Annotated in this window: 10 protein-coding genes; 9 read left to right on the top strand and 1 reads right to left on the bottom strand. The window is 40.8% G+C overall.

The window, feature by feature from the left end; all coding sequences use genetic code 11:
* The 8 genes from HNQ69_RS06055 to HNQ69_RS06020 all read left to right on the top strand — a co-directional run.
* The coding region (locus HNQ69_RS06055; protein ID WP_210302702.1) for a hypothetical protein at positions 1 to 277 on the top strand (277 nt) is incomplete at its 5' end.
* 194 nt (positions 278 to 471) lie between these two features.
* On the top strand, positions 472 to 1,056 hold the full coding sequence (gene atpH, locus HNQ69_RS06050; protein WP_183229160.1) for an ATP synthase F1 subunit delta: 585 nt from the start codon (positions 472 to 474) through the stop codon (positions 1,054 to 1,056).
* Positions 1,056 to 2,591: a F0F1 ATP synthase subunit alpha gene (atpA, locus tag HNQ69_RS06045; protein ID WP_183229159.1), complete on the top strand. Its 1,536-nt coding sequence runs from the start codon at positions 1,056 to 1,058 to the stop codon at positions 2,589 to 2,591. Before atpH ends, atpA begins: the two co-directional genes overlap by 1 nt.
* Before the next feature lie 20 nt (positions 2,592 to 2,611).
* The gene (locus HNQ69_RS06040; RefSeq protein ID WP_183229158.1) at positions 2,612 to 3,523 is read left to right on the top strand and encodes a F0F1 ATP synthase subunit gamma; all 912 of its coding nucleotides are present in this window, start codon (positions 2,612 to 2,614) and stop codon (positions 3,521 to 3,523) included.
* Positions 3,524 to 3,542: 19 nt separating this feature from the next.
* Positions 3,543 to 5,159, top strand: a complete 1,617-nt coding sequence (atpD, locus tag HNQ69_RS06035; protein WP_183229157.1) for a F0F1 ATP synthase subunit beta — start codon at positions 3,543 to 3,545, stop codon at positions 5,157 to 5,159.
* 72 nt (positions 5,160 to 5,231) lie between these two features.
* A complete protein-coding gene (locus tag HNQ69_RS06030; protein ID WP_183229156.1) occupies positions 5,232 to 5,648 on the top strand; it encodes an ATP synthase subunit epsilon domain-containing protein in 417 nt (138 codons plus the stop codon).
* Positions 5,649 to 5,671: 23 nt separating this feature from the next.
* Positions 5,672 to 7,333 (top strand): MFS transporter, encoded by a 1,662-nt coding sequence (locus HNQ69_RS06025; protein ID WP_183229155.1) that lies wholly within the window; start codon positions 5,672 to 5,674, stop codon positions 7,331 to 7,333.
* Positions 7,330 to 8,337, top strand: coding sequence for an HlyD family secretion protein (locus tag HNQ69_RS06020; protein ID WP_183229154.1), 1,008 nt, complete (start codon positions 7,330 to 7,332; stop codon positions 8,335 to 8,337). The genes HNQ69_RS06025 and HNQ69_RS06020 overlap by 4 nt, the downstream gene beginning before the upstream one ends.
* Before the next feature lie 553 nt (positions 8,338 to 8,890).
* On the opposite strand, the gene HNQ69_RS06015 is transcribed toward HNQ69_RS06020, so the two are convergent.
* Positions 8,891 to 9,175 carry a hypothetical protein gene (locus tag HNQ69_RS06015; protein WP_183229153.1) on the bottom strand — a complete coding sequence of 95 codons (285 nt, stop codon included), beginning with the start codon at positions 9,173 to 9,175 and terminating at the stop codon, positions 8,891 to 8,893.
* A 241-nt stretch (positions 9,176 to 9,416) separates the two neighbouring features.
* Here HNQ69_RS06015 and ispG point away from each other — a divergent pair, with 241 nt between their 5' ends.
* Positions 9,417 to 10,658 carry a flavodoxin-dependent (E)-4-hydroxy-3-methylbut-2-enyl-diphosphate synthase gene (gene ispG / locus HNQ69_RS06010; protein ID WP_183229152.1) on the top strand — a complete coding sequence of 414 codons (1,242 nt, stop codon included), beginning with the start codon at positions 9,417 to 9,419 and terminating at the stop codon, positions 10,656 to 10,658.
* Positions 10,659 to 11,942 lie beyond the last annotated feature (1,284 nt).

Below are 11,942 nucleotides of genomic sequence, written 5' to 3'. Positions count from 1 at the left end.
AGTGGTAGTGGTAGCGGTAGCGGTAGTGGTAGCGGTAGCGGTAGCGGTAGTGGTAGCGGTAGCGGTAGTGGTAGCGGTAGCGGTAGCGAAGACTCTTTTGGTAAAAGGAAATTTAAGAAAAATGTCTCATTTTAATACTGAAGAAAATTATTTTACTTCTTTTTTGAGACGACTTATGATGACAAAAAAGAGACTTGAGAAATCTCTCAGAGAATGTCAAAAAGAAATACAGACAAACTATGGTGCTGGCTTACATATTCTGAAAAATCCTTTTTAAAAATATTTTGAATATTTTCGTTAAAATTTTCAGAAAGCATCAATTTGCAGTGTTGCGAGTCGGTTGTGTCTATGCTAGAAACCAAGAAGTTTTTTGTTCTAGGTTTTAAGAGAAGGTTCTTAAAATTTGGGATTCCTATTTCATTTCATCTGATAACTATCAGAGAGTTGCTCAAGGGAAAGAGGCGGTATTTCGTGTCGGATTCATTTTCTCTTATACCGCTGCCGTTGGTAGATCAACGTTATGCGCAAGCGTTTTTTGATTTGGTTCAAGAAGCGAAAGCTGTTGAAAAGGTTGACAAGGCAGTGCAATCTTTTTTGCTTGTTTTGGATCAGAATGAAGACTTAAAACGCTTTGTGCAGAGCCCATTCTTTTCAGTAAAAGAGCAGGTTAAAGTGATGCAGTCTGTTTGTAAGAACATAAAATTTGCTGATGAGAGCACTGGTAAAATTGTTGGTAATTTTTTGCGTGTTATTGCAGTAAACCGTCGGCTTTCTGCCTTATCTGGTATTTTACATGCTTTTCAGCGTTGTGTCGCTCTCTCTCGTAGAGAAGTTTTGGCGCAGATTATTTCTGCTCGCCCGCTGAGTTCTGATCAAGAACAAGAGTTGCGTGTAGCTTTGGAAGGTGTCGTGGGTGGAAAAGTTTTACTACATATTCTTGTTGATCCAACGATTCTTGGTGGATTGATCATTCGTGTGGGGTCGTCTCAGATTGATACGTCTCTTGTAACAAAATTATCTTCGCTTAAGCTTGCATTGAAAAAAGAGGTCGGCTGATGGATATTAGACCATCTGAAATTTCAAAAATTCTAAAAGAGCAAATCAGAAACTTTGACCAAAAGGCTGAAGTTTCAGAAATTGGCTGGGTTTTATCTGTGGGGGATGGTATCGCCCGGGTTTATGGTTTGGATAATGTCCAAGCAGGGGAAATGGTTTCCTTTTCAAATGGTATACGTGGTATGGCTTTGAATCTGGAAATTGATAATGTCGGGGTTGTGATTTTTGGATCGGATCGTGATATTCGTGAAGGTGATACCGTTAAACGGTTAGGCACTATTGTGGATGTTCCTGTGGGACCAGCTTTGCTTGGCCGTGTTGTCGATGCACTTGGAAACCCTATAGATGGCAAAGGGCCTGTTAAAGCAACAGAACGTCGTCGTGTTGATGTGAAGGCTCCAGGGATTATTCCGCGTCAATCTGTGCATGAACCTATGTCAACCGGATTGAAAGCTATTGATGCACTCATTCCCATTGGGCGTGGACAACGTGAGTTGGTGATCGGTGATCGTCAAACAGGGAAAACAGCAATTTTGCTCGATACATTTTTAAATCAAAAACCGTTCCACGAAAAAAATGCGGAGCGTGAACAAGACAAAGTATATTGTATTTATGTTGCTATTGGTCAAAAACGTTCAACGGTTGCACAATTCGTTAAAGTTTTGGAAGAACGTGGGGCCCTTGAATATTCCATTATTGTCGCTGCTACCGCTTCTGATCCTGCTCCATTACAATTTATTGCACCTCTTGCCGGGTGTGCAATGGGGGAATATTTCCGTGATAATGGTCAACATGCTTTGATCGGTTATGATGATCTTTCCAAACAGGCGGTTGCTTATCGACAAATGTCTCTTTTGCTTCGTCGTCCGCCTGGCCGTGAAGCTTATCCCGGGGATGTTTTCTATCTCCATTCACGTCTTCTAGAACGCGCTGCAAAGTTGAATGCTGAAAATGGTTCTGGGTCTTTGACGGCTTTGCCCGTCATTGAAACGCAGGCGAATGATGTTTCTGCTTATATCCCCACAAATGTGATTTCAATCACTGATGGGCAAATCTTTTTAGAAACAAACCTGTTCTATCAGGGAATTCGTCCTGCTGTGAATGTTGGTCTTTCTGTGTCGCGTGTTGGTTCTTCTGCACAAATTAAGGCGATGAAACAGGTTGCCGGTTCGATCAAAGGTGAATTAGCACAATATCGCGAAATGGCTGCTTTTGCGCAATTTGGTTCCGATTTGGATGCTTCAACCCAGCGTCTTTTAAATCGCGGGGCGCGTTTGACAGAGCTTTTGAAACAGCCACAATTTTCTCCGCTGAAAACAGAGGAACAAGTTGTTGTTATTTTTGCTGGTGTGAATGGCTATCTTGATTCTTTGGCTGTTTCTGATGTCACGCGATTCGAACAGGGGCTTTTGACTCTTCTGCGCGGTGACTACCAAGAGCTTTTGCAGGCAATTGCTGAAAAAAAACAGATAACCGATGAACTTAAGAACAAATTGGTTAATGTCCTTAATACTTACGCGAAAAATTTTTCGTGATGAATTGATGGAATGCTTAAATGGCGTCGTTAAAGGATCTTAGAGACCGTATCGCTTCGGTTAAGGCAACGCAGAAAATTACCAAAGCCATGCAAATGGTTGCTGCAGCAAGGTTGTATCGTGCGCAAGAGGCGGCTCAGTCAGCGCGCCCTTATGCCAAGCGGATGGCTAATATTTTGGCAAATCTTGCTGTTGATGTTGATGCTGTTGAGGCGCCTCTTCTTATGCGTGGGACGGATCGAGACGATGTGCATCTTTTGGTGGTCTGTACTGCGGAACGTGGTTTATGTGGTGCCTTCAATGTACAGATTGCGCGTCGTGCACGCCAACAGATTAAGGCACTGCTTTCGGATGGCAAGATCGTTAAAATTTTGACCGTAGGTAAAAAGGGAGCCGATATTTTATCGCGTGATTATAAAGCTTTTATGATTGATCATATTGATTTGCATTCTGTAAAGCGTGTTGGTTTTGCAGAGGCCGCGATAATTAGTCAGCGGATCATCGACTTATTTAATGACAGGGCCTTTGATGTTTGTACGCTGTTTTACTCTGAATTTGTGTCAGTGATTAATCAGTGTCCAACGGCTTTTAATTTAATCCCCATGATCTCTCCAAAAGAGGCTGTTGAAACAAGAGGGGTTTTTGAAAAGGAAGATAAAAGCAAAGGTCTACAACCAATTGTTTATGATTATGAGCCCGATGCCGCTACTCTTTTGGATGCGCTTGTGTCGCGCAATCTTTCGGTACAAATATTTCGAGCTTTGCTTGAAAATGTTGCCGGTGAGATGGGGGCAAAGATGACTGCTATGGACAATGCATCGCGCAATGCAGGTGAAATGATTAATAAATTGACGGTGGCTTATAATCGTCAGCGTCAGGCACAGATCACGACAGAATTGGTCGAAATTATTGCGGGCGCTGAAGCGCTTTAAATTGAAAAGGTAAAGATTGATGGTAAAAGCAGTGACGTCAAGCAAGGAAGCAGCAAAAGTTGAAAAAAAGAAATCAGCTGCTCGTCCAGTCGTGAAAAAAGCCGCCTCGAAATCTCAAAGTGGCATAAAGGATTCGCCTACGTCTGGGCGGTCTTCTCCTAAAAAGGATGTGCATCTAACTCTTAAAGATGCGCCTATAAAAGGCGCTGTTGGTGAGATAAAGCAGGTTATTGGTGCTGTTGTTGATGTCCAGTTTGAAGGTGCGTTGCCAAATATTCTCAATGCATTGGAAACAGATAATTTGGGCAATCGGTTGGTTTTGGAAGTTGCTCAGCATTTGGGTGAAAATACCGTGCGGACAATTGCCATGGATACTACCGATGGTCTTGTCCGTGGTCAAAAGGTTTTTGATACAGGAACACAAATCAGTGTTCCCGTTGGAGAAGCAACTCTTGGTCGTATTATGAATGTGATTGGAGAGCCAGTTGATAATGTGGGGCCAATTGCAGCGACAAAAACCCGTTCTATTCACCAAGACGCTCCACAATATGTTGAGCAGTCAACGGTGTCGGAAATTCTTGTCACGGGGATTAAAGTCGTTGATTTGTTAGCACCTTATTCCAAAGGTGGTAAGATTGGCTTGTTTGGTGGGGCTGGTGTTGGTAAAACCGTTCTTATTATGGAGCTTATCAATAATATTGCAAAAGCACATGGTGGGTATTCCGTATTTGCAGGTGTGGGAGAACGGACACGTGAGGGAAATGATCTTTATTATGAGATGATCGAAAGCCGTGTGAATGTGAATCCAAAAGAGAATAATGGTTCAACGCAAGGTTCGAAATGTGCGCTCGTTTATGGGCAAATGAATGAGCCACCAGGCGCGCGCGCGCGTGTGGCTCTTTCAGGATTGACTATTGCAGAAAGTTTCCGTGATGAGGGACAAGACGTTCTTTTCTTCGTCGATAATATTTTCCGTTTTACTCAAGCAGGGGCTGAAGTGTCAGCGCTTTTAGGGCGTATTCCTTCTGCTGTGGGCTATCAGCCAACTTTGGCAACAGATATGGGCGCTTTGCAAGAGCGTATTACCAGTACAAAAACAGGATCTATTACTTCTGTTCAGGCTATTTATGTTCCTGCAGATGACTTAACAGATCCAGCGCCCGCAACCTCTTTTGCCCATTTGGATGCAACAACGGTTCTTTCGCGTTCGATTGCTGAAAAGGGAATTTATCCTGCAGTGGATCCGCTTGATTCTTTCTCACGCATGCTTGATCCATTGGTCGTGGGAGAAGAGCATTATACTGTTGCTTGTCAAGTTCAAACGATTTTGCAACGCTATAGAGCGCTACAAGATATTATTGCGATTCTTGGAATGGATGAGCTGTCTGAAGATGATAAATTGCTAGTGGGCAGGGCACGTAAAATTGAACGTTTCCTTTCGCAACCTTTCCATGTGGCTGAAGCTTTTACTGGTTCACCTGGAAAACTCGTACCTTTAGAAGAAACAATCAAAGGCTTTAAAGGTCTGTGTGCTGGTGATTATGATGATTTACCAGAAGCAGCTTTTTATATGGTTGGTTCGATTGATGAAGCCATTGAAAAAGGAAAGCGTCTCATTGCAGAGGCTTCTTCATAAAGAGAAATCTATAAGGAATGCTTGTCGTAAAGAGAACAAAAAGTCCTTGTATCAAGCTTCATGGAGATTTTGGTGGAAAATAATAAAGAAGAGCATTTTTTGTTTGAGCTTATCTCACCTGAGAGAATTGTGTTTTCAGAGCAGGTGGTGTCCGTTGTTCTTCCTTCAGCGTTTGGTGCGCTGACAGTTATGGCGCGTCATGCACCTGTCGTGGCAAGCATTGTGTTGGGGAGTGTTCGCGTTCTCACCTCTTCAGGGGAGAAGTTGTTTGCTGTTTGTGGGGGGGTGGCTAGTGTTACCTTTTCAGAATGTTCTCTTTTGGTGGAGCGCGTTGTTGCTGTTGAGAATCTTTCTTTTGATGTGTTGGAACAGCAGATCTTGCAAGTTCGAGCAATGATAGGACCGGATTCAAGTGATGAAACAAATCATAAGATAGATGAGTTTTTTCATCAACTGACAGATGGTGGTGCTCTATTGGTAGAGGCATAACGGATTACACAGGAAAAGGCGACATGGGCGGAAAAAAGAGTACGGTTATGTCTGCTAAAAGAAGAGGAAAACCTTTTCCTCACCCTGGTGTTATTTTCGCAGGGCCTTTGCCAAAATGCTTTGTGTATATTTTCGCCTCTTTTATTTTGCAATGGGCTTATGGTCTAGGGGCAAATGTTGTTCAATCTAATATTGTCCAGCTTACGGGAGATTTCCACGCAACTTTGATTGAAACAACATGGTTAGTTGCTGCTTATATGGCGCCAAATGTGAGCGTTGCGATCATGTTGATAAAAATTCGCTATCAATTTGGGCTTCGTGCTTTCGCTGAATTATCAATCCTTGGATTTGTTTTGGTTTGTATTTTGCAGCTCTTTGTAACGGATTTGCGTTCCGCACTGATCATACGCTTTTTTGCCGGTATTGCTGCGGCGCCATTGGCTTCACTCGCGCTTCTTTATATGATGGAGGCTTTTGCACCAGCAAAGAAGTTTACCATTGGTCTTAGTTTGAATTATATGAATGCAGCTTTAGCTGCACCTTTATCACGTTTGATTTCGCCTGATTTACTGGAAAGTGTTGGTTTTACAAGTCTTTCAGCGATGGAAATGGGGTTGGTTCTTATCAGTTTGGGATGTATCTATGCTCTTCCTCTGACTCCTGTTGTGCGTAGTAAGGTTATTCAGAAATTAGACTGGATAAGCTATAGTTTGATTGCACTTGGTCTGGGACTCAATGCAGTCATTATGTCCGTTGGTATATTATATTGGTGGTATGAAGCACCATGGATTGGTTGGGGACTTGCACTTGCTGTGTGCTCTTTGGTTATTGCTATTATTATTGAACTTAATAGAGAAAAACCATTGATTGATTTACGCTGGCTCTTCAGTAAAGAAATGGTACAATCTGTTCTCATTTTATTGGTCTTTCACGTGTTTTTGTTAGAACGATCAACTTTAGCGATAGGATTTTTTAATCTTTTCGGTTTGTTTAATCGTGAGATGGCACCTATGTACTTTGCCGTTATATTAGGAACTCTTTTAGGGGGAGCGATTTGTGTCTTTTTTTTACGTGTTGGGCGGGAGGATTATTTTTATCTTGTATCTTTGGGTTGTTTGGCACTAGGCGCTTATCTAGACAGCCATGTAAACCACTTAACGCGCCCCCAAGATATGATGTTGAGTCAAGGGTTGGTTAGTTTTAGTTACGCACTTTTTTTACCTCCTGCTCTTTGTAAGGGATTTGTAATAGCCGGTGCACGAGGACCGCGTTACGTTTTAAGTTTTATTGCTGTCTTTCTGCTGACGCAAGTGACGGGTGGATTGATGGGCTCGGCTCTTTTTAGCAGTTTGCAGTTTATTTTCGCCCATAAAAACTTTGAGGCTTTAACACAAAATATTGTTGCTACAGATCCTCTTATTTCAGGGAATGGACACACCTTATTTTCGCCTTTTTATGGTGCTTCTGTCCCCCATCTTTTGGGAAGTGAACAAGGAACATCTAAGCTGATTGAACAGTTTAAGTTAACAGCAAATATTTTTGCTTATGATGATGTTTTTCGGCTTTATTTTTATATTGCAACAGTTGTATTTGTTCTTTTTCTTATAAAAATATGTGTACAGTCATGCTCTTTGCGTTTCCTCGGAAAGCAAGATAATGTCAGTGAAGAGGGGTGCAAAAAATGATAAAAGCATTACGGTCAAAAGCGACGCTTATTGCATTCCTTTCAGGTGTTACTGGTGTTTTATTGATTTTATGGGCTTGGAGGCTTCCTCCTTTTGTCAGTGCGATTCAAATAACCGATAATGCTTCAATTAAGGGGAATATTACTCTGGTCAGTTCACAGATCTCTGGAGTGATTGCACGGATTTATGTGCAAGATTATCAAAGAGTTGAAAAAGGAATGCTTTTATTTGAACTCGATGATTCCCTCTTTCGCCAACAGTTTGCACGGGCACAAGCTATTCTGGATTCGAAAAATGCAAAACTTGCAAGTATTATGTTGCAAGCTCAGATTTTGCAGGCAGAAATTAATGCAGCAGAAGCAGAGTTAACGCGTTCGCGAGCATTTTCCAATGGTCTACCTGGAAACAAAAAGTTAGGCTTTAATGATGCTTCAAGTTTTGTTTCTCGTCCTCTTTCGCAATTGTTAGAAGCGCTTGAAACAAAACGCCAATTGCAAAAACAATTGGATCTTGAACGACAAAGTTTACAGTCAGAAGTGGCAGGAGCAAAGGTTGGCGTTGAATTGGCTAAGCTTAATCTTGATCATACTAAAATTTTATCTCCTAAAACAGGGCATATTGGGTTGGTTGGTGCCAGGGTTGGGCAATATGTTGTGCCTGGTACGCAGTTGGTGTCTGTCATTTCTGATGATATTTGGATTATTGCAAACTATAAAGAAACGCAGTTTTCTCAGATGCGGGTTGGACAACCGGTTATTTTTTCTGTTGATGCATTGAACAATAAGAAATTAACAGGACGTGTGGTCCGTTTTGCACCTGCGACAGGTTCAGAATTTTCACTTTTAAAAACGGATACTACAATTGGCAATTTTATTAAAATTGCGCAGCGCATTTCTGTGCGTATTGCGTTAGATCCTGGACAGGAGGGAGCTGAAAAGCTTATTCCTGGTATGTCTGTTATCACGTATGTGGATACTTCGCAGCGTGTTGCTTCTGGAGGATAAAATTTTGGGGCTTTTCCATTTGTTTTTTATGCCCTTTTCTTATAGCAATTGGGCATTCACTTTAGAGGATTTTATTTGGTTTGTTATGATGCATTTGTTTAAGCTTTTATCTATGCTGCTATAAAATATTATCTTTAGGGCTATGATAAGGTGCAGTCATGAAGAGGGAAAATAAGAGTGTTATCTTTGCCTGATTTCAGTGGCCTTTTGTATCAACCGAGTGTAGAAATATAAAGTTGAATGAAAGATTCAGGACGGAATTTGCTCGGTTAGACTATGAAGGAATTCTATCAGTATGAAGGAATTCTATCAGTCGTGAGCAGGTGGAATCTGCTTGAAAGAAACCACTCTGTAATCGGATTGGCACAGCAGGGAAGGGGATATTTGGGGGTCCGGAGAGGTGAATTTTTAACCGAGAGAATTATGATGTTCCGTAACATTTTTTTAACGTGATTTAGAAGAATGTCTCATTCAAACCGGCTCTTAAAAAAGGAGCTAGGCTTAGAAGGAAGCGAATATCAAAGGGAGGTTATTCAAAAGGCTGGTTCGTGTTTTAATTTTTGTGTATCAGAAAGAAGCTCGTTAAAACTAATCCTGCAGCCAATGCAAGAGTCGTTTTAGGATGTCCTTTTACTTTGTTTTTTAATTCTGTGATGCGGTCATTAAGATGATAAAGCGCGTGGCGCCTTTTTTGTTTCCATACGTTAAGCATTTCAGAGACGTTTTCAAAGCTTTTATTATGAGAATAGCAACGGTTTACAGGGGGAAGTTTACTTTTTAATTGTGCAATGCGTTTTTTAATTTTATCATTTTTTGCATGGGCTGAAAACAGATACATTTGTTGCCTCCTTCATGTGTTATACTGTTTTATAAAAATTGTAATTGTATTTGGGGTGTTGCTATAACGGCTTAAAAATTGAAAGGTTGCATTGAGAGTGTTGGCTTGGCGATAATGTGAAAAAAAATCAAGAGTTTTGGTCAAATGAAGTGGTGTCTTTCCTTCATTTTTCAATTATAGTTTGAAAAGCATTATCATAAATGATGAGTAGTAGCACAGCTTTTGAAAATTTGAGGATTTGATGAGTACAGCGTATTCTTTATCTAAACCTCTTGAGCGTCGTCGGTCGGTTGCCGTTGCGGTTGGCAATGTGATGGTTGGTGGGAATAACCCAATTGTTGTGCAGTCAATGACCAATACTGATACTGCCGATGTTGATGCAACGGTTGCACAAATTGCGGCTCTTTGGCGGGCGGGTTCCCAATTGGTTCGGATCACTGTTGATCGTGATGAAGCTGCTGCTGCTGTGCCAAAAATACAGGAGAGATTAGAGCGATTGGGCTTTTTTGTGCCATTGGTGGGGGATTTTCATTATATTGGTCACAAGCTTTTATCAGAACATCCTGCGTGTGCGCAGGCTCTTGCGAAATATCGAATCAATCCTGGAAATATAGGTTTTGGTGCAAAAAAGGATCGTCAGTTCGCGGAAATTATCGAGATTGCTTGTCGATACCGTAAAGCTATTCGCATTGGTGTGAATTGGGGATCTCTTGATAATGTATTGTTGACAAAGCTTATGAATGAAAATGCACAGCAGGAAAATCCTTTATCTGTTGCTGAAGTCATGCGAGAAACTGTTGTGCAGTCAGCTTTACGTTCAGCTGCTTTAGCTGAAGAGTTGGGATTGGGGCGTGATAAAATTATCCTTTCTGCTAAAGTGAGTGATGTCCAAGATCTTATTGCTGTTTACAGCAATTTGGCAGAGCGTTGTGATTATGCACTCCATTTGGGATTGACAGAAGCAGGGATGGGGACAAAGGGTGTTGTGGCTTCTTCCGTGGCTTTGGGAATTTTGTTGCAGCAAGGAATTGGAGATACAATCCGTATTTCATTAACCCCTAAACCAGGGGGAGATCGGACACGAGAAGTGAAGGTTGGGCAAGAACTTTTGCAGGTGATGGGGTTTCGGCAATTTTTGCCTGTTGTTGCGGCTTGTCCTGGATGTGGTCGCACAACTTCGACAGTGTTTCAGCAATTGGCGCAAAAAATTGAAGCGGATTTGTATAAAAATATGCCCATCTGGCGTGAAAAGTACCCTGGTGTTGAAAGTTTGAAGGTTGCGGTGATGGGGTGTATCGTTAATGGGCCAGGAGAATCAAAACATGCTGATATTGGAATTTCACTGCCTGGAATGGGTGAAAATCCGGCTGCACCTGTTTTTATTGAGGGGCAGAAAGTAAAGACTTTGCGTGGCAGCCATATTGCTGAAGAATTTGAAACTCTCTTAAGTGATTATATTCAGACGCGCTTTGGACAGGGATAAACTAAATTCTTGGAGTCCATTTTTTCGAAACATTGTCAATGATAGTTTTTGTATTTTTTCTTCATTCAAGGCCGTGCTTTTGCTGTTGTTTGTAAATCAATATTTAGGCCTCAGGTAGTTGCATGTTGAGACAAGATGATCGTTTATAAATTGAGGCGCTTCTTCATTGTCTTCGAGCATTTCTCCTTGATAACATTGTCTGCAAACAGATTCATCAGCAAACTAAATATAACATTATCTTCAGCATTTTTATGGGTTTCATTGTAAAGCTGGATAGTGCTGTTAGAAATTTTTCCAATTAATAGGGTAATTTGAATTCCTTGCAAAACGCCATTATTTAATTTTTTTAACCAAAGCTTGATTGCTTGCAGATCATGGGTTCCTATACTTGTTTTCTCAAATGCCTCACTATCTCAAAAAACGCTTTGTCTTGCCATAACAGCCTCCTATGCAAGTCCATACAAGTACAAAAAATCATAAACTGCGCAGATAGTTGGAGGTACTTATCGTTGAAAAACAAAAAAAACGCTTCGGATAAATATCACAGATTTGAGCTGCTATAAAAAAAGCATGTCTTGAGAAATTTTGTAATTGAGTAAGCTGCCAAAGGTATTCATTGACATGATTTGATCTAAATATCCAAATTACACTTGGGAGAGGTGTTTCTTCCAAATATTATTTTAAACGAAGAGATTAAAATGAAAGTAAAATCAAATAGTAAAGTGGTATTAGGAACAAAGATCAAGTCTTCTTCTTCTATATCTTCTAAAGTAAAATCTTTGATTTTTTCTTCTTTATTGTCATAACTAAAAATATTGGAAGGGGTCGTGTGATCCGTTCTATCTACAGTTTGAGGTAATAATGTATTTACAGAGTAGAGATGCAATGCTATTGGCTAGGGATATGAGGAAATGTGGAGTCTACTTTGGATGTCCTTGGTTTAGGAAGAAGATCTCCATATATCTGTCGTGAAGATGCAATAAGAATGGCCGATGGTTTCTTAATTTTGCGCTTATAAGAAAAGCATTGTTAGTTCTGGTTCTGCTGCATGTGGAAAGACTTCTTTTGTATTTTGTACGTGAGCTTTCTTTAGGGCTTAATTAATCTTAAGTCTATGGTGAATAGATCTATCATCTTAGAAGTTAATTTAGGAAGTATGATCTCTGAGACGGGATTGCGAGGGGAATTTGAACGAAAAATCGGAGTTTTAATAGAAACTGTTTTTCCATATGAAAATGTAGCTTTGTTTGTTGATGAAGGGTATTCAATTGTTCATACCAGAAG

Origin of the sequence: Bartonella callosciuri (assembly GCF_014203215.1) — a bacterium.
In the GTDB taxonomy this organism is placed as follows: domain Bacteria; phylum Pseudomonadota; class Alphaproteobacteria; order Rhizobiales; family Rhizobiaceae; genus Bartonella; species Bartonella callosciuri.
The sequence above is the reverse complement of the archived record's forward strand: the minus strand, read 5'-3'. Positions and strand labels throughout refer to the sequence as shown.